General features: G+C 64.5%; 16 protein-coding genes and 1 pseudogene. 10 read left to right on the forward strand and 7 right to left on the reverse strand.

What is annotated here, in order from left to right:
• Positions 1-23: 23 nt before the first annotated feature.
• Positions 24-830 (reverse strand): alpha/beta hydrolase, encoded by an 807-nt coding sequence (locus tag AC3A43_RS17935; protein ID WP_487793930.1) that lies wholly within the window; start codon positions 828-830, stop codon positions 24-26.
• Positions 827-1,504, reverse strand: coding sequence for a dienelactone hydrolase family protein (locus AC3A43_RS17940; protein ID WP_487793931.1), 678 nt, complete (start codon positions 1,502-1,504; stop codon positions 827-829). Before AC3A43_RS17940 ends, AC3A43_RS17935 begins: the two co-directional genes overlap by 4 nt.
• Positions 1,505-1,707: 203 nt before the next feature.
• Here AC3A43_RS17940 and AC3A43_RS17945 point away from each other — a divergent pair, with 203 nt between their 5' ends.
• From AC3A43_RS17945 to AC3A43_RS17970, 6 genes are all read left to right on the forward strand, one after another.
• Positions 1,708-2,274: a F0F1 ATP synthase subunit delta gene (locus AC3A43_RS17945; RefSeq protein WP_487793932.1), complete on the forward strand. Its 567-nt coding sequence runs from the start codon at positions 1,708-1,710 to the stop codon at positions 2,272-2,274.
• A 3-nt stretch (positions 2,275-2,277) separates the two neighbouring features.
• Entirely contained in the window at positions 2,278-3,807 is a 1,530-nt protein-coding gene (gene atpA, locus AC3A43_RS17950) for a F0F1 ATP synthase subunit alpha (RefSeq protein ID WP_487793933.1), read from the forward strand.
• A 51-nt stretch (positions 3,808-3,858) separates the two neighbouring features.
• Positions 3,859-4,734 (forward strand): F0F1 ATP synthase subunit gamma, encoded by an 876-nt coding sequence (locus AC3A43_RS17955; protein WP_487793934.1) that lies wholly within the window; start codon positions 3,859-3,861, stop codon positions 4,732-4,734.
• Positions 4,735-4,758: 24 nt separating this feature from the next.
• Complete coding sequence (gene atpD, locus AC3A43_RS17960; protein WP_487793935.1) at positions 4,759-6,297, forward strand: F0F1 ATP synthase subunit beta; 1,539 nt, start codon at positions 4,759-4,761, stop codon at positions 6,295-6,297.
• 45 nt (positions 6,298-6,342) lie between these two features.
• Complete coding sequence (locus tag AC3A43_RS17965) at positions 6,343-6,600, forward strand: ATP synthase F1 subunit epsilon (RefSeq protein ID WP_487793936.1); 258 nt, start codon at positions 6,343-6,345, stop codon at positions 6,598-6,600.
• A gap of 186 nt (positions 6,601-6,786) precedes the next feature.
• Positions 6,787-8,277: a TadA family conjugal transfer-associated ATPase gene (locus AC3A43_RS17970; RefSeq protein WP_487793937.1), complete on the forward strand. Its 1,491-nt coding sequence runs from the start codon at positions 6,787-6,789 to the stop codon at positions 8,275-8,277.
• A 2-nt stretch (positions 8,278-8,279) separates the two neighbouring features.
• Here AC3A43_RS17970 and AC3A43_RS17975 read toward each other — a convergent pair whose 3' ends face one another.
• Entirely contained in the window at positions 8,280-8,468 is a 189-nt protein-coding gene (locus AC3A43_RS17975; RefSeq protein ID WP_487793938.1) for a hypothetical protein, read from the reverse strand.
• A gap of 53 nt (positions 8,469-8,521) precedes the next feature.
• Here AC3A43_RS17975 and AC3A43_RS17980 point away from each other — a divergent pair, with 53 nt between their 5' ends.
• Together AC3A43_RS17980 and aat are read left to right on the forward strand one after the other, a co-directional pair.
• Positions 8,522-9,352 (forward strand): class I SAM-dependent methyltransferase, encoded by an 831-nt coding sequence (locus tag AC3A43_RS17980; protein ID WP_487793939.1) that lies wholly within the window; start codon positions 8,522-8,524, stop codon positions 9,350-9,352.
• The gene (gene aat, locus AC3A43_RS17985) at positions 9,349-10,137 is read left to right on the forward strand and encodes a leucyl/phenylalanyl-tRNA--protein transferase (protein ID WP_487794292.1); all 789 of its coding nucleotides are present in this window, start codon (positions 9,349-9,351) and stop codon (positions 10,135-10,137) included. Before AC3A43_RS17980 ends, aat begins: the two co-directional genes overlap by 4 nt.
• 35 nt (positions 10,138-10,172) lie before the next feature.
• Here aat and AC3A43_RS17990 read toward each other — a convergent pair.
• The 4 genes and pseudogenes from AC3A43_RS17990 to AC3A43_RS18005 form a co-directional block, all read right to left on the reverse strand.
• Positions 10,173-10,574, reverse strand: a pseudogene (locus AC3A43_RS17990) (DUF2155 domain-containing protein); the annotation flags it as partial.
• Positions 10,575-10,582: 8 nt separating this feature from the next.
• Complete coding sequence (locus tag AC3A43_RS17995; protein WP_487793940.1) at positions 10,583-10,963, reverse strand: NADH:ubiquinone oxidoreductase subunit NDUFA12; 381 nt, start codon at positions 10,961-10,963, stop codon at positions 10,583-10,585.
• Positions 10,964-11,023: 60 nt separating this feature from the next.
• The gene (locus AC3A43_RS18000) at positions 11,024-11,485 is read right to left on the reverse strand and encodes a DUF192 domain-containing protein (RefSeq protein ID WP_487793941.1); all 462 of its coding nucleotides are present in this window, start codon (positions 11,483-11,485) and stop codon (positions 11,024-11,026) included.
• Positions 11,486-11,520: 35 nt separating this feature from the next.
• A complete protein-coding gene (locus AC3A43_RS18005; protein WP_487793942.1) occupies positions 11,521-12,093 on the reverse strand; it encodes a regulatory protein RecX in 573 nt (190 codons plus the stop codon).
• A 180-nt stretch (positions 12,094-12,273) separates the two neighbouring features.
• Between AC3A43_RS18005 and AC3A43_RS18010 the strand changes: the two genes are divergently transcribed.
• Positions 12,274-14,025, forward strand: a complete 1,752-nt coding sequence (locus AC3A43_RS18010; RefSeq protein ID WP_487793943.1) for a fatty acyl-AMP ligase — start codon at positions 12,274-12,276, stop codon at positions 14,023-14,025.
• A 120-nt stretch (positions 14,026-14,145) separates the two neighbouring features.
• Positions 14,146-16,500: a putative bifunctional diguanylate cyclase/phosphodiesterase gene (locus AC3A43_RS18015; protein ID WP_487793944.1), complete on the forward strand. Its 2,355-nt coding sequence runs from the start codon at positions 14,146-14,148 to the stop codon at positions 16,498-16,500.
• Positions 16,501-16,514 lie beyond the last annotated feature (14 nt).

Consider the following 16,514-nt stretch of genomic DNA (forward strand, 5'->3'; position numbering starts at 1 on the left):
GCGGTAGCCCGCGTTCGCGCCAGTCATCCGGCAGGCAGGGCGTTCACCCAATCGACCATCAACCCCTGCGCCGCGTTGCCATAGACGAGCTCGTGCCCGGCCCCCGGAACGATCGTCAGTGTCGAACGCGGGCGAGCGGCGTACAGTCGCCGCGCATTGGCAACCGGCACCAGATTGTCGCGGGCGCCATGGAGGATGAACACATCGCGCTTGATCGCGCCGATCTTTGTCGCGTTCGCAAACTGGTCGCGCACCAGCCAGCGAACCGGCAGCCAGCGGACATGCGCGCGGGCGACATCGGGCAGACTCGAAAAGCCCGATACAAGGATGAGCGCCGCGACCGGATGGCGCGCCGCAATCTCGGTCGCCGGTCCCGACCCGATCGAGTTTCCGATCGCGATGACATCCGATGCCGCGACGCCTTCGTTTGCCAGCCAGCGCATCGCCGCCTCGCCGTCGCGATAGAGGCCCGCCTCGTCCGGCGAACCCGGATTGCCGCCATAGCCGCGATATTCGACCAGCAGCACGCCATTGCCATCGGCCGCGACGCCGCGCACCGCTTCGGCCGCGCCAGCGAGACTGTCGCCATTGCCGTGAAAGAAAAGGATGGTATGTTTGCCCGGCTGCGCGGCACGGTACAGCGCCGCCAACCGCAGTCCGTCCGATGTGTCGGTGTGGACGAGCCTGTATCCCGGCAGCGGCCCGCGCGGATAATCGCGGGGCGCCGGATAGAAGAGACTTTGCTGGTTGAAATATAGCACCGCGCCGGCGATGGCGACCAAGGCAGCGATGACCAGCAGGCCGAACAGGGCGACCCGAATGATCGTCACCCGCCGCACGCCTTGAACAGCATCAGCGTGCGCTCGCGCGCGAGGTCGGCGCTCGCCTCGTGATAATCCTTGCGCCGGTCGCTGTTGAACCCATGCCCCGCTTCATAGACGAAGATCTGCGCGGTCGGATGATCCTTCGCGATCAGCGCCTCGACGCCCTGCATCGGGATGCCGTCATCGAAGCGGCCGAAATGGGCGATCGCCGCGCAGGCGGGCGCTTCATCCTTGAACATGGTCGGCACGAGGCTGCCGTAAAAGGCCGAGGCAGCCGCAAGATCGGGGCTGATCTGCGCCATCCGCCACGCGACCGATCCGCCATAGCAATAGCCGGTGATGAAGACCGGACCTTTTGGTTTCAGCGCATCGATGCACGCCTGCGCGTCCTTCAGGCTCTGCTCGAAGGGATGCAGCTCGCGCGCCAGTTGCACCGCGCGCTGGAATTGCGGCCCCGAATAGTCGCTTTCGAACCCCGGATGCTCGCGGTCGAAGAGCGCGGGCGACAGCACCTCATATCCCTCGGCGGCATATTCGTCGCACATCTCGCGGATATGGTCGGTGACCCCGAAGATTTCCTGGATCAGCACCAGCCCGCCGCGGCGTTCGCCGTCGGGCCGGGCGTGATAGACCGCGATCTCCGCGCCATCGTCCATCGTCATCCGGATCATCTCGCCCATCGCACACCTCACCCTTCGCCGTCATATTTTTTGGTTCGCCCGTCCCTATCGCACGAAGGGGCAAAAGCAATCGTCCGCCCGCCTTGCATTGCAGCAAAATCGTTGCTAGGCGCGCCGCGACTTCGCGTGGGGGACATTCGTCGAATATCCCGCAAAAGCGCGCGACCCATCCCCCACGGGATAGCAACAAAGGACTTTCACGCGTGGAGAATTCCGGCGGCATTCAGGGCAACATCACGGCGGGCCTCGCGGGCCGTTATGCGGTCGCTTTGTTCGATCTGGCCCGCGAATCGAACGCGATCGACGCGGTGGCCAAGAGCCTCGCGACGCTTCGTGCCGGTCTCGCCGAATCGGCCGACCTGACGGCACTCATCAGCAGCCCGGTCGTCGGCCGCACCGATGCCGCGAACGCCATCGCAGCGGTCGGCAAGGCGATGAAGCTCGATTCGCTGACCGCCAAATTCCTCGGCGTGCTCGCCGACAACCGCCGCCTCGCCGATCTGCCCAAGATGATCGACGCGTTCGACGCGATCGTCGCCGATCACCGCGGCGAAGTAACCGCGAAGGTCACCAGCGCGCACCCGCTCACCGCGGCGCAGCTGAAAGAGCTGACCGCGAACCTCAAATCCCGTGTCGGGCGCGACGTCAGCGTCGCCGCGACCGTCGACCCCGCCATCCTCGGCGGCCTCGTCGTCCAGCTGGGCAGCCAGCTGATCGACGGCAGCATCCGTACCCGTCTCAATAGCTTCGCACAGGCGATGAAAGGCTAAACCATGGAAATCCGCGCCGCTGAAATCAGCAAGGTCATCAAGGACCAGATCGCCAATTTCGGCACCGACGCTACGGTCAGCGAAATCGGTCAGGTTCTGTCGGTCGGCGACGGCATCGCCCGCGTCCACGGCCTCGACAACGTCCAGGCCGGTGAAATGGTCGAATTCGCCAATGGCGTGCAGGGCATGGCGCTCAACCTCGAAGCCGACAATGTCGGCATCGTGATCTTCGGCTCGGACGCCGAGATCAAGGAAGGCGACGTCGTCAAGCGTACCGGCACGATCGTCGACGTCCCCGTCGGCAAGGGCCTGCTCGGCCGCGTCGTCGATGGCCTCGGCAATCCGATCGACGGCAAAGGCCCGATCAAGGCCGAAAAGCGCATGCGCGTCGAAGTGAAGGCGCCGGGCATCATCCCGCGCACCTCGGTTCACGAGCCCGTCCAGACCGGCCTGAAGGCGCTCGATGCCCTCGTCCCCGTCGGCCGCGGCCAGCGCGAACTGATTATCGGCGATCGCCAGACCGGCAAGACCGCCGTCGCGATCGACACCTTCATCAACCAGAAGGAAGCCAACGCCGGCACCGACGAATCGAAGAAGCTTTATTGCATCTATGTCGCGATCGGCCAGAAGCGCTCGACCGTCGCGCAGATCGTCCGCCAGCTCGAAGAAAATGGCGCGATGGAATATTCGATCGTCGTCGCCGCGACCGCGTCGGAGCCCGCTCCGCTGCAGTTCCTCGCACCCTACACCGGTTGCACGATGGGCGAATATTTCCGCGACAACGGCATGCACGCCGTGATCGTCTATGACGATCTGTCGAAGCAGGCCGTCGCTTATCGTCAGATGTCGCTGCTGCTCCGCCGCCCGCCGGGCCGCGAAGCCTATCCCGGCGACGTTTTCTATCTGCACAGCCGCCTGCTCGAGCGTTCGGCCAAGATGAACGCCGACAATGGTTCGGGCTCGCTGACCGCGCTGCCGATCATCGAAACGCAGGCGGGCGACGTTTCGGCGTACATCCCGACCAACGTGATTTCGATCACCGACGGCCAGATCTTCCTCGAAACCAACCTGTTCAACGCCGGTATCCGCCCCGCGATCAACGTGGGCCTGTCGGTGTCGCGCGTCGGCTCGGCCGCGCAGACCAAGGCGATGAAAAAGGTGTCGGGCTCGATCAAGCTCGAACTCGCGCAGTATCGCGAAATGGAAGCCTTCGCTCAGTTCGGTTCGGACCTCGACGCATCGACGCAAAAGCTGCTCAACCGCGGCGCGCGCCTGACGCAGCTCCTGAAGCAGCCGCAGTTCCAGCCGATGCCGTTCGAAGAGCAGACCGCGTCGATCTTTGCCGGCACCAACGGCTATCTCGACAATGTCGCAACCACCGACGTCTCACGCTACGAAGCGGCGATGATCGCCTATCTGCGTAGCGACCACGCCGGCGTGCTCAAGACGATCCGCGACACCAAGGATCTTGGCGACGACGCCAAGAAGGGCCTCGTTGCCGCGCTCGAAGCGTTCGCCAAGATTTTCGCTTAAAGGTTTACGTCGCCCCGGCCTCGGCCGGGGCGACGAAATATAGGGGCCTTCATGGCAAACCTGAAAGAACTCAAAGGGCGGATCAACTCGGTCAAATCGACCCAGAAGATCACCAAGGCCAAGAAAATGGTCGCAGCCGCCAAGCTGCGCAAGGCGCAGGCGGCTGCCGAAGCCGCGCGTCCTTACGCGACGCGTCTCGAAGGCGTCGTCGCCAGCCTGGCGTCGAAGGTCGGCGGGTCGGACAGCGCGCCGAAACTGCTTGCCGGCACCGGCAAGAGCGACACGCACCTGCTCGTCGTGCTCAACAGCGACCGCGGCCTAGCCGGCGCGTTCAACTCGAACATCGTCAAGGCGGCGCGCGACAAGGCGATCGAACTGCAGGCGCAGGGCAAGAAGGTTCTCTTCTACCTGATCGGCCGCAAGGGCCGCCCGGTCATCGGACGCCTGTTCGCAGGCCAGATCACCGAGTTGTACGAGACGACCGGCATCCGCGACATCGGCTTCGATCAGGCGCACGAGGTTTCGGCGAAGGTCATGGAGATGTACGAAGCCGGCGTATTCGACGTCGCGCACCTCTTCTATTCGAAGTTCCGTTCGGCGCTCCTCCAGGAAGCGACCGGCCAGCAGCTGATCCCCGTTCCCGCGCCCGTCGACGTCCCGGCATCGAGCGATGCTGCGGTCGAATATGAACCCGACGAGGAAGCGATCCTCGCCGATCTGCTCCCGCGCAACATCACGATCCAGATCTTCAAGGGTATCCTGGAGAATGCCGCGTCCGAACAGGGCGCGTCGATGACCGCGATGGACAATGCGACGCGCAACGCGGGCGACCTGATCAACAAGCTGACCATCATCTACAACCGCACGCGTCAGGCGGCGATCACGACCGAACTTATCGAAATTATTGCTGGCGCGGAAGCGCTGTAAGCTATCCAAGCAAGGAAGAAACCAATGGCAACCGCACCCTCTGCCGAGAAGAAGGCACCCGCCAAGAAGGCCGCTGCCCCCAAGGCTGCTGCGCCGAAGAAGGCTGCTGCTCCCAAGGCGGCCAGCACCGGCATCGCCACCGGCCGCATCGCACAGGTCATCGGCGCCGTCGTCGACGTCCAGTTCACCGGCACCCTGCCCGCGATTCTGAACGCGCTCGAAACCGACAACAACGGCAACCGCCTTGTCCTCGAAGTCGCGCAGCACCTCGGCGAAAACACCGTCCGCACGATCGCGATGGACGCGACCGACGGCCTGACCCGCGGCCAGCCCGTGACCGACACCGGCGCGCAGATCTCGGTGCCCGTCGGCCCGCAGACGCTCGGCCGCATCCTCAACGTCATCGGCGAGCCGATCGACGAACAGGGCCCGGTCAACGCCGCCAGCCGCGCGCCGATCCACGCCAAGGCTCCGGAGTTTGTCGACCAGTCGACCGAAAGCAGCATCCTCGTCACCGGCATCAAGGTCATCGACCTGATCGCGCCCTACGCAAAGGGCGGCAAGATCGGCCTGTTCGGCGGCGCAGGCGTCGGCAAGACCGTTCTCATCCAGGAACTGATCAACAACATCGCCAAGGGCCATGGTGGTACGTCGGTGTTCGCGGGCGTCGGTGAACGCACCCGCGAAGGCAATGATCTCTATCACGAATTCCTCGATGCCGGCGTTATCGCCAAGGACAAGGACGGCAACCCGACCCCCGAGGGTTCGAAGGTTGCTCTCGTGTTCGGCCAGATGAACGAACCCCCGGGCGCCCGCGCCCGCGTTGCACTCTCGGGTCTGACGATCGCCGAATATTTCCGCGATGTCGAAGGCCAGGACGTGCTTTTCTTCGTCGACAACATCTTCCGCTTCACCCAGGCGGGTTCGGAAGTGTCGGCGCTGCTCGGCCGTATTCCGTCGGCCGTGGGTTACCAGCCGACGCTGTCGACCGACATGGGCGCGCTGCAGGAACGCATCACCTCGACCAACAAGGGTTCGATCACCTCGGTGCAGGCCATCTACGTTCCCGCGGATGACTTGACCGACCCTGCCCCGGCAACCTCGTTCGCCCACTTGGATGCGACGACGACGCTGAACCGCGCGATTTCGGAACTCGGCATCTATCCGGCAGTCGATCCGCTCGATTCGACCAGCCGCGTGCTGACCGCCGCGATCGTCGGCCAGGAGCATTATGAGACCGCCCGCCGCGTTCAGGAAACGCTGCAGAAGTATAAGTCGCTTCAGGACATCATCGCGATTCTCGGCATGGACGAGCTGTCGGAAGAAGATAAGCTGGTCGTCGCCCGCGCGCGCAAGATCCAGCGCTTCCTGTCGCAGCCCTTCCACGTCGCCGAAGTCTTCACCAACATCCCCGGCAAGTTCGTGGCGATCGAAGACACGGTGAAGTCGTTCAAGGCGGTGGTCGACGGCGAATATGACCATCTTCCCGAAGCAGCCTTCTACATGGTCGGCGGTATCGACGAAGCGGTCGCCAAGGCCGCAAAGCTCGCCGAAGACGCGTAACAAACCTGTGCCCCTCTCCTTGCGGGAGGGGTCAAAGGACATATCATGGCTCTGAAGTTCGAACTCGTCACCCCCGCCCGCCTCGAGCGGTCGATCGAGGTTTACATGGTCACCGTCCCCGGCAGCGAGGGCGATTTTTCGGTGCTCGAAGGCCATGCGCCCTTCATGGCGACGCTCCGCAACGCGCCGCTGACCATCTATGCGACCGCGGGCGCCGCGCCCGAGGTGATCGAGGTCGAAGGCGGCTTTGCCGAGGTTAACGAAGCGGGCCTGACCGTCCTGGCCGAACATATCGCCAGCTGATTCCTTCCGCCGTCCACGGCGATCAAAAGCCCGCATCCCTGATGGATGCGGGCTTTTTTTATGCCCGCACGCAATCGCCGGGCGCATTAGGACAATGTCAAAGTTTCCGGTTTATTCACCGTGTCGGATGGGGGTTCGTCTGCACGCGCAGCGAAGCTCCCGAAGATATGGAAGCAGGATAAACCGATGAGTGCATTCGGACGCCGACCCGGAACCGCTGGCCGCCCCGCCTTTGGCGTGGCGAAGCCGATGCAGGGTGGATCGGGCGCGCCCGGCGGAACGCAGTTTCCCGCGATCGAGACGCCTGTCGACATCCCGCAGATGCCGTCGAACCTTTCGCCCGAAGAAGAGGCGATGGAGCGGCTGAACCTGCGTTCGTCGGCCGAGGCGATGGAGCCCGAAAAGGCGCAAGGGTTCGAGGCGAGCGTCCACAAAATCAAGGAACAGGTGCTCCCGCGCCTGCTCGAACGCGTCGACCCCGAAGCTGCGGCAACGCTCAGCAAGGACGAGCTGACCGAGGAATTTCGCCCGATCATCCTCGAAGTGCTCGCCGAACTCCGCATCACACTAAATCGCCGCGAGCAGTTCGCGCTCGAAAAGGTGCTCGTCGACGAACTGCTCGGCTTCGGCCCGCTCGAGGAATTGCTTCAGGACCCCGACATCAGCGACATCATGGTCAACGGACCGTACCAGACCTATATCGAAAAAAAGGGGCAGTTGATGATCGCCCCGATCCAGTTCCGCGACGAACAGCATCTGTTCCAGATCGCGCAGCGCATCTGCAACATGGTCGGCCGCCGCGTCGACCAGACCACCCCGCTCGCCGACGCCCGTCTCAAGGACGGCTCGCGTGTGAACGTGATTGTCCCGCCGCTGAGCCTGCGCGGCACCGCGATCTCGATTCGTAAATTCTCGGCCAAGCCGATCACGCTCGACATGCTCTGCCAATGGGGCGCGATGAGCCAGAAGATGTGCACCGCACTGAAAATCGCGGGCGCCAGCCGCTTCAACATCGTCATCTCGGGCGGCACGGGCTCGGGTAAAACCACCATGCTCAACGCGCTGTCAAAGATGATCGACCCCGGCGAACGCGTGCTGACCATCGAGGATGCCGCCGAACTGCGTTTGCAGCAGCCGCACTGGCTGCCACTCGAAACGCGCCCCGCGAACCTCGAGGGCAATGGCGCGATCCACATGGGCGACCTCGTCAAGAACGCGCTGCGTATGCGTCCCGACCGTATCATCATGGGCGAAGTTCGCGGCGCGGAATGTTTCGACCTTCTCGCCGCGATGAACACGGGTCACGACGGGTCGATGTGTACGCTCCACAGCAACAGCCCGCGCGAGTGCCTCGGCCGTATGGAAAATATGGTGCTGATGGGCGACGTGAAGATCCCGAAGGAAGCGATTTCCAAGCAGATCGCCGATTCGGTCGACATGGTCATCCAGATCAAGCGTCTGCGCGACGGCTCGCGCCGCGTCACCAACGTCACCGAGGTGATCGGCATGGAAGGCGACGTCATCGTCACCCAGGAACTCTTCAAGTTCGAATATCTCGACGAAGACAAGGACGGCAAGATCGTCGGCGAATATCGCGCGATGGGCCTGCGTCCCTATACGCTCGAAAAGGCCCGCCAATACGGCTTCGATCAGCCGTATCTGGAAGCCTGCCTCTAAGCCTACCTGCCGCTGAGCCAGAACGCCGTCGCAAAGAGCGCGACGGCGGCCGAGCCCAGCGCGATCCCGCGCCATGGCATGAAACCGACATTATCGACGTCGCGTCGGTTGCGGCGGCGCCAGTCGGCCGCTTCGGCGATACCGAACAGAACGGCCGCTCCGATACTGACCGACAGCATGGACACTTGCATTACCGCGCATCCCTTCGCAAACAGGGCTTTCCCCTTGGAGAGAGGTGCCCCATATGCGTCCCCTATTGATAGTTGCAAGTGCCGCCATCGCAATCGCGACCCCCGCCGCAGCGATGCAGCATGACAACCACGCCGGCCATGCCGCCCCGAAGGCGGGTGACCCGATCGCCGCGGCCGTCGCGGCGCCCACGCGCACGCCCGCCAACCTCGCGCGCGATACCTATCGCCACCCTGCCGAAACGCTCGCCTTTTTCGGCGTGAAACCCGGCGATACGGTGGTCGAGCTGTGGCCCGGCGGCGGCTGGTACAGCGAAATCCTCGCCCCGCTCGCCAAGGCCGGCGGCGGCACGCTCTATGCTGCGGCGCCGTGGGAACGCGGGCTCAACCGGATCAAGGCGAAACAGGCCGAAAATGCGGACGTCTATGGCGCGGTGAAGCTCGCCGAATTCCCCAATGCGGGCACCAACCCCAAGGTCCCCGACGGCAGCGCCGATGTCGTGCTGACCTTTCGCAACGTCCACAACTGGCGCTTCGACGGCACCGACAACACCGCCGCCGCGTTCAAGCAGATTTTCGCGATGCTGAAACCCGGCGGCACGCTCGGCGTCGTCGAACACCGTTTGAACGAAAAGGACGACGCGGCGAAGGAAGAGAAGTCGGGCTATATGAAGGAAAGCTCGATCATCGCCTTTGCCGAAGCCGCGGGCTTCAAGCTCGCCGGGCGCAGCGAGATCAACGCCAATCCCAAGGACACGAAGGATTATGCAAAGGGCGTCTGGACGTTGCCGCCGGTGCTGACCGAAGGCGAGACCGATCGCGCGAAATATGTCGCGATCGGCGAATCGGATCGCATGACGCTGAAATTCGTAAAGCCCGCGAGCTGAAGCATTTTGAATCCATAGACCCGGCGCTGCTGCTCAGCGCCTATGCGCAGGGTATTTTCCCGATGGCCGACGGGGCGGATGACCCGTCGGTCCATTGGGTCGAACCGCGGCTGCGCGCAATTTTGCCGCTGGACGGTTTTCACCTGTCGCACAGCCTGAAAAAGGCGATCGTATCGGACCGCTTCCGCGTCACCACCGACACCGCCTTTGCCGAGATGGTTGCGCTCTGCGCGCAGCCCGCCGACGACCGGCCGACGACATGGATCAACCCGGTGATCAAGGCGAGCTATGACCGCCTGTTCCAGATCGGCCATGCACACAGCATCGAATGCTGGCAGGATGGCGAACTGGCGGGTGGGCTCTATGGCGTGACGCTCGGCCGCGCCTTCTTCGGCGAATCGATGGTCAGCCGCGCGCGCGACGCATCGAAGGTCGCGCTCGCGCACCTTGTCGCGCGGCTACGCACAGGCGGATGGAAATTGCTCGACTGCCAGTTCATCACGCCGCACCTCGCCAGCCTCGGCGCGATCGAAATCCGCCAGGCGGACTATCTGACGCGGCTTTATTCGGTGTTGGCGGGCGGTGAAGGCGGCGCGACTTTGGGGGCCGCCGCCGGAGCCGGCACGATGGGCGGCGTTGCCGTACCGTCGCCGCCGTTCGTCGCCGGCGACTGGGGCGCACTCGACGCCTTGGGGGCAGCGGCGCCCCCTGATTTCGGCGCCGAACGCGCGACGGGTTCGCCGCCCGGATATGTCATCGCACAGCTTTTGACGAAGACGTCATAAATCGGATGTTCGATCACGTTGCGGTCGGGCCGCTCGCGAAAAATCCAGCCCGAAAAGACGCGGCGCCATTTGTCGTCGCGCTGATCCTGGACGGTCAGCTGAACGAACGCGCCGGTTTCGGGCGGGTCTTCCCACGGCGCGGTCTGTTCGCACGCGCGCAACCGTACGATCGCGCGGCCGACGCGAGCCGATTCGCCGGGTTTCATCTCGAGATCGCGGACCAGCCCGTTGCGCTTGTTGAGCAGGCCGACGACCGCGACGCGCTCGGCCATCGGGGTCGCGCCCTCGATGCCGCCGACTTCCTGCGGCACACGTTCGGATTTTGCGATCGTCGGCACCGTCGCGCTGCCATTGCCCTTCGACGGCGACCGGTCGCATGCGGTCAGCGCGGTCGCGGCCAGAAGCGCGATCAGCGCGGTCGAAATCTGGCGCGACATGCCGGGCGTCACTCGGGCCGCCAGGCCTCATAGTCGCCGGTCGCCGCGGCGCGCTGGCCGCCACGCTCCAGCGCACCGGCAGGGCGATAGGCGCCGGTGCTGCCGGTCAGGTTCGCGGTCGGCTCCTTCTCCCACGCGCGCGGCGCGGGAAGCATATCGGTCGGCAGTTCGTCGAAGGTGCCATGCAGCCAGCCGTGCCATTCGGGCGGCACGCGGCTTGCGTCGTTCGATCCATTATAGAGAACCCAGCGGCGGCTGCCCTTTTTCGCACGGAAATAGCGATTGCCAAGGCTGTCCTCGCCCACCTTCGTGCCGGTGCTCCAGCTGTTCAGCAGCGTGCCGACGGTCGCGCCGTCCCACCAGGTGAAAATCTTGCCCAAGATGCTCATGGCGTGGCGTTTACAGCCAAGGGTGCGCGGTCTGCAAGCCGCAAACCGCGCGGCACACCGCTATTTCCTATCTTTCCACGTCACCTTCGCCGTCTCTTCGATACCAAGCCGCGCCGCGGTGCCGCCCGCGAGTTCGAGCACCGCTGACACCTCGCCGCCGCTCACCACCGGCTCGAGCGATTCGGGGATGGTGTTCTCAGCGATGCGGTCGATGCTGCCATCGGCGCGGATGAAGACCATATCGAGCGGGATCAGCGTATTCTTCATCCAGAAACTGCCGATTCGCGGCTTCTCGAAGGGGAAGATCATTCCGCCGCTTTCGGGCAGGCTGGTGCGGAACATCAGCCCACGATCCTGCTCGGCTTTGGTGCGCGCGACTTCGACATTAAAGACATGTGCCTTGCCTGCCGCGGTGATCGTCACGGGGATGGTCGCAGCGCTCGCTTCCTCGCTTGCATCGCTGCTGCACGCCGCCATCGGCAGGGCGAGCGACAATGCAAGGGCGGTAAATATGGCGCGCATCGGCAAATCCTTATCCCAAGGTGATTTCGGACGGCCTAATCGAGCGCCGCGTCATCGTCCAGCGTCGCCAGCCCCGCTTCGTCCCCCGGCGCGACGGCAAGGATACGGCGCGCGATCGTCATGCTGTGCCCTGCACGCAAAAAGGCCGCAATTTGCCGCTCGCGCTGCTTCGGATCGTCGCTCGTCTGCGGCGCAAAAGGTCCGAACCGCCGCCGTCGCGCAAAACCGACCGCCGCCGCGACCGCGGCACCCTCCGCGGTCTCGATCGCCTCGCCGCTGTCCGCGGAGGCGATGCCGTCGACATAAAGCTGCGCCTTGACCCGCCGCACGCCCAGCCCGCGCCGCGTCATCGCGCCCGCGCGCATGACGGCATATTGGCGGTCGTCGAGATAGCGCAACGCCTCCATCCGGTCGGCCACCGCCTCGCACGCCGTCATGGCGTCGACCTCGTCACTCCATTCGGATTCGCGCACTTTTCGCGACAGGTAGCGCGTCAGCTTGGCGCGGCTCGTCGCGAATCGCGCGACATAGGCGAGCGCCAGCTCGTCGAGCCGCGCTGCGCCAAGGGGCCTTTTCGATCGGTCGGGAGGAGCGCGATGCTTGGGCATGTGCCATGTTTGTGCCACAGTCGGGCCTGATTGAGAACGATCAACACCGCCATATCGGGCTATCAAGCCCGGAAATGGGCGATTGTTCTAACAACACAGGGCGCGCGTACCGGAACCATGGCTCAAAAAGATGACATGCTTGTTGCCGCGCGGCCCCGATCGCGGGATGTCGCACCCCCTATGACCGATACCAATGCCATCGAGGCCGACGCGCTGACGCCGACGCCGACCCTTTGCGCCCAGCCGCGCCGCTTTTCGGACTTCGCCACCGTCGGCGAAGCGCTCGACTATGCTGCGAACGGCACGCGCGGGCTCAATTTCCACGATCCGCGCGGCAAGCTGGTGCGGCCCTATCCGTATAGCGAGCTCAAGACCGACGCGCTCACGACGGCCTGCCGGCTGATCGCCGCGGGGGTAAAGCCCGGCGACCGGATCGCATTGATCGCTGAAACCGGTCCCGAGTTTGCTGCGCTGTTCTTCGGCACCATCTACGCCGGCGCATGGCCGGTGCCGCTCCCGCTGCCGACAAGCTTCGGCGGGCGCGATTCCTATGTCGGCCAGCTCGTCGTCCAGCTCAGCAGTTGCGACCCGACGATGCTCTTCTTCCCGCCCGAGATCGCCGCGATGGCGGTCGAAGCGGCCGAGAAGGAAGGCGTAAAACCGGTCGACTGGAGCGCGTTCGAAAAAAATCCCGCGCCCGTCACCGCGCTTCCCGAACAGAAAAGCGATGAAACCTGCTATCTGCAATACAGCAGCGGTTCGACGCGCTTTCCGCATGGCGTTGCAGTCACCCACGCCGCGCTGCTCAACAATCTCGCCGCGCATAGCCACGGCATGGAAGTGCGGGACAGCGACCGCTGCATCTCATGGCTGCCCTGGTATCACGACATGGGCCTCGTCGGCTGCCTGCTCTCGCCGGTCGCCAACCAGGTATCGGTCGATTATCTCAAGACCGAAGATTTCGCGCGCCGTCCGCTCGCGTGGCTCGACCTCATCAGCCGCAACCAGGGCACGACGCTCAGCTACTCGCCGACCTTCGGCTACGACATCTGCGCGCGCCGCGTGTCGAGCCAGACGCATGTCGCCGACCGCTTCGACCTGTCGCGCTGGCGCGTTGCGGGCAATGGCGCCGACATGATCCGCCCCGACGTGATGCAAAGCTTCGTCGATGCCTTTGCCGATGCGGGATTCAAGGCGAGCGCCTTCCTGCCGAGCTATGGCCTTGCCGAAGCGACGCTGGCGGTCAGCATCATGCCGCCGGGCGAAGGCATCGTCGTCGAACTGGTCGAGGAAACCGAATTGTCGGGAGCCGCGAATGATTCGGGCCGCCCGACGCGTTACCGTGCCATCGTGAACTGCGGCCGCGCCGCGCGCGACATGGTGATCGAAGTCCGCGACGAAGCCGGCAACGCCCTGCCCGACCAGACCGTCGGCAAAGTGTGGTGCACCGGCCCGTCGCTGATGACCGGCTATTATCGCGACCCCGAATCGACCGCCGCCTGCATGAAGGACGGCTGGCTCGATACCGGCGATATGGGCTATTTGTCAGATGGTTACATTTATATCGTCGGCCGCGCCAAGGACATGATCATCATCAACGGCAAGAACCACTGGCCGCAGGATATCGAGTGGGCGGTCGAGCAGCTCCCCGGCTTCAAATCGGGCGACATCGCGGCGTTCGCGATCACCGCGCCCGGCGGGGAAGAGACCCCTGCGGTGCTCGTCCAGTGCCGCACCAGCGACGAGGCCGAGCGCCTTGCGCTGCGCGAGACGATTCGCGACCGCGTCCGCGCGATTACGGGCATGAATTGCCTCATCGAGCTCATTCCGCCGCGGACCTTGCCGCGCACGAGTTCGGGCAAGCTCAGCCGGTCGAAAGCGCGCGCGCAATATCTGGCCGGCGAAATCCAGCCTTTTGCGATGGCGGCCTAAACCCCGCGGCACCCAAGATCCTGAACTTGCGTTAATTTCCCGTCCCGCCGAGGGACAAAAAGCATTTTCCGGCGGGCGGATAGTTACCTTCGGGTAACCCCCCCGCGTTAAACAGGGCGGGTGAAAAGCCTGCTGACCGACCCAATTGCTGCCGAAGAGATTGCTGCGCGGACCCTGTTGGGGCTGGGACCGCGGAACGAAGACATCGGCAACCTCCGCCAGCTCCAGCTCGCGCCGCTTCGCGGTCGCGGGTCGCTGCGCCTGTTGATGGGCATGGGCATGGCGCTCGTCGCGGCTTTTACCATGGTCCTCAGCGTGTCCTTGCCGGTCGCGGCCGGCTGGCTCGGCGGCGCGCTGATCTTCGGCCTGTGGTCGTACAGCAAATTCCGCAACCTCCCGCTTGGCGACCCGAAACTTTCGGGAGTCGCCGAATATCGGCTGTGCACGCGCCACGCGCTCTATTCCGCGGTCCTCTGGGGGTCGCCATTCTGGTTGCAGGGGCTGACGCCGTCGCTCGACCATGTCCTGTCGATGTGGACGATCGCGGTGCTGATGATGGTGACGCTGTCGATCGTCGCGCACAGCGTCCCGCTGGCCTGCGTGCTGTTCATCGGGCCGGTCACCTTGTCGGCGTCGGTCGCGCTTGTGCGCGCCGGCGCGCCGCAATTGGCCGCCGTTGCGCTCGTCGCAGGGCTGCTGCTCTGCGCCTTTTGCGTCCGCTTCGCGCAAAGCCATATCCGCTTCCGCCGCGCCGAAGAGATATTGCACGAAAAGACCGAGACCGTCAGCCTGCTACTGCGCGAATTCGAGGAAACCTCGGCCGACTGGCTGTGGCAGACCGACAACAGCCGCCGCCTCGTCCATGTCTCGCCGCGCCTCGCCTATGCCTTGGGCGGCAGCGCCGAGCGGCTTGAGGGTATCCCGCTGCTGCAAGCCTTGTCGGGCGATGCCTGGGAGACCGGCCTGTTCCCCAAGAGCCTGCACGACATGGCCGAACGGATGAAGCGTCGCGAGAGTTTTTCGAACCTGATCGTGCCGGTGACGATCGGCGGGGCGCCGCGCTGGTGGGAGCTTTCGGCTTCGCCGCGCCTCGACGAAACGGGCAAATTCCTCGGTTTTCGCGGCGTCGGTTCGGACGTCACCGAGCAGCGCGCGACCGCCGAACAGATCGCCAAGATGGCGCGCTTCGACAATCTGACCGGCCTGCCCAATCGGCTCAGCCTCAACGAAGACCTCGCACGCGCGCTCAACAACGCGCTCGAGGCTAAGTCGCGCTGCGCGCTGCTGATGATCGACCTCGACCGGTTCAAGGCGGTCAACGATACACTGGGCCACCCCGTCGGCGATAAATTGCTCGCGCAGGTCGCCGCGCGGCTGAAAGGCCTGATGGAGCGCGGCATGACCTGCGGCCGGCTCGGCGGCGACGAATTTGCGGTGGTGCTGCACAATGTGTCCTCGGCCGACCTCGCCGAAGATCTCGCGCAGCGCCTCATCACGACGATCAGCCGCCCCTATGTGGTCGACAATCACCAATTGTTCGTTGGCGCCAGCATCGGTTTCGCGATCGGGCCGCAGGACGGCGCGACGGTCGAAACATTGACCCGCAACGCCGACCTTGCGCTTTACAAGTCCAAGGACAAGGGCGGCAATGTGGTCGCGGGCTATGTCGCCTCGCTGCACGCGCAGGCCGAGGAACGGCGCGTGATGGAGCAGGAATTGCGCGGCGCGCTCGAACGCGGCGAGTTCGAACTTTATTACCAGCCGGTGGTGACCGCGGCCGACGGGACATTGAACGGATTCGAAGCGCTGATCCGCTGGAAGAACCAGAAGCTCGGCAATGTCTCCCCCGGCCGCTTCATTCCGCTGGCCGAAGACGCCCGCCTGATCTCCCCAATCGGCGAATGGGTGCTGCGCACCGCGTGCCACGAGGCGATGAAATGGCCGTCGAACCTGAAGGTCGCCATCAACGTCTCGGCCGATCAGCTCACCGACCCCAGCTTCGCCTCGGTCGTCGTCTCGGCGCTTGCGCAGAGCGGGCTCTCGCCGCAGCGCCTCGAGATCGAAGTCACCGAAAGCGTCTTCCTGCGCGACGGCGGCGGCGCGGCGCAGTTGCTCGATCAGTTGATCGGGCTCGGCATCCGCCTGTCGCTCGACGATTTCGGCACCGGCTATTCGTCGCTCGGCTATCTGCGCAAGACGCAATTCTCGACGATCAAGGTCGACCGCAGCTTCGTTGTCGGCGCTGCAAAGGGCAGCATCGAATCGATCGCGATCATCCGCGCTGTCGTCGCGCTCGCCGACAGCCTCGGCATGTCGACGACCGCCGAGGGCGCCGAAACCGAACTCGAAGTCGATACGATCCGCGCGATGGGATGCAGCAACATCCAGGGCTATTATTATGGCCGCCCGATGCCCGCACCCGACGTGCTGACATTGTTCCGTACGCCCGACGATGTGACGACCGTCGCTGCCTGACGGCGACAAACCAA

It is taken from the genome of Sphingopyxis sp. Soil_C_28, from assembly GCF_057657055.1.

What these genes read in the sequence shown, in the direction of transcription:
- AC3A43_RS17955 (WP_487793934.1), top strand. Translation starts at nt 3,859, where the DNA reads ATGGCAAACCTGAAAGAACTCAAAGGGCGGATCAACTCGGTCAAATCG.
- atpD (WP_487793935.1), top strand. Translation starts at nt 4,759, where the DNA reads ATGGCAACCGCACCCTCTGCCGAGAAGAAGGCACCCGCCAAGAAGGCC.
- atpA (WP_487793933.1), top strand. Translation starts at nt 2,278, where the DNA reads ATGGAAATCCGCGCCGCTGAAATCAGCAAGGTCATCAAGGACCAGATC.
- AC3A43_RS18005 (WP_487793942.1), bottom strand. Translation starts at nt 12,093, where the DNA reads ATGCCCAAGCATCGCGCTCCTCCCGACCGATCGAAAAGGCCCCTTGGC.
- AC3A43_RS18010 (WP_487793943.1), top strand. Translation starts at nt 12,274, where the DNA reads ATGACCGATACCAATGCCATCGAGGCCGACGCGCTGACGCCGACGCCG.
- AC3A43_RS17975 (WP_487793938.1), bottom strand. Translation starts at nt 8,468, where the DNA reads ATGCAAGTGTCCATGCTGTCGGTCAGTATCGGAGCGGCCGTTCTGTTC.
- AC3A43_RS17940 (WP_487793931.1), bottom strand. Translation starts at nt 1,504, where the DNA reads ATGGGCGAGATGATCCGGATGACGATGGACGATGGCGCGGAGATCGCG.
- AC3A43_RS17970 (WP_487793937.1), top strand. Translation starts at nt 6,787, where the DNA reads ATGAGTGCATTCGGACGCCGACCCGGAACCGCTGGCCGCCCCGCCTTT.
- AC3A43_RS18000 (WP_487793941.1), bottom strand. Translation starts at nt 11,485, where the DNA reads ATGCGCGCCATATTTACCGCCCTTGCATTGTCGCTCGCCCTGCCGATG.
- AC3A43_RS17980 (WP_487793939.1), top strand. Translation starts at nt 8,522, where the DNA reads ATGCGTCCCCTATTGATAGTTGCAAGTGCCGCCATCGCAATCGCGACC.
- AC3A43_RS17965 (WP_487793936.1), top strand. Translation starts at nt 6,343, where the DNA reads ATGGCTCTGAAGTTCGAACTCGTCACCCCCGCCCGCCTCGAGCGGTCG.
- AC3A43_RS17995 (WP_487793940.1), bottom strand. Translation starts at nt 10,963, where the DNA reads ATGAGCATCTTGGGCAAGATTTTCACCTGGTGGGACGGCGCGACCGTC.